Genomic DNA, 338 nt, shown 5'->3' on the forward strand with positions numbered 1-338 from the left:
TTGGCGAAGCCGAAGAGGTTCTTCGGGTCCTTCAGGACGACGAAGCCCTCCTTGGTGATGGCTGGGTCGGCGGTGAAGATGTCCGCGGCCTGCACGGTGTTCTTCGACAGCGCCGCCCGGGTCAGCGGAAGCACGAGGTCGCGCCGCCCGCCCGAGTGCGAGGGGTCGACGATGACGGGCAGGTGCGACAGCCGCTGGACGAGGGGCACGGCGGCGATGTCCAGGGTGTTGCGCGTGGCCGTCTCGAACGTCCGGATGCCGCGTTCGCACAGCACGATGTCGAGATTCCCGCGCTGCGCCACGTACTCGGCGGCCATCAGCCACTCCTCGATGGTCCC

General features: G+C 68.6%; 1 protein-coding gene. It reads right to left on the minus strand.

Annotated features, from left to right (window positions below):
* Window positions 1-338, minus strand: a 338-nt coding sequence (locus ACLZOT_RS50920; RefSeq protein WP_416976107.1) for a glycine betaine ABC transporter substrate-binding protein, incomplete at both ends; no start/stop codon positions are given.

The sequence above is a fragment of the Streptomyces sp. 4F14 genome (assembly GCF_048159485.1).
GTDB lineage: Bacteria > Actinomycetota > Actinomycetes > Streptomycetales > Streptomycetaceae > Streptomyces.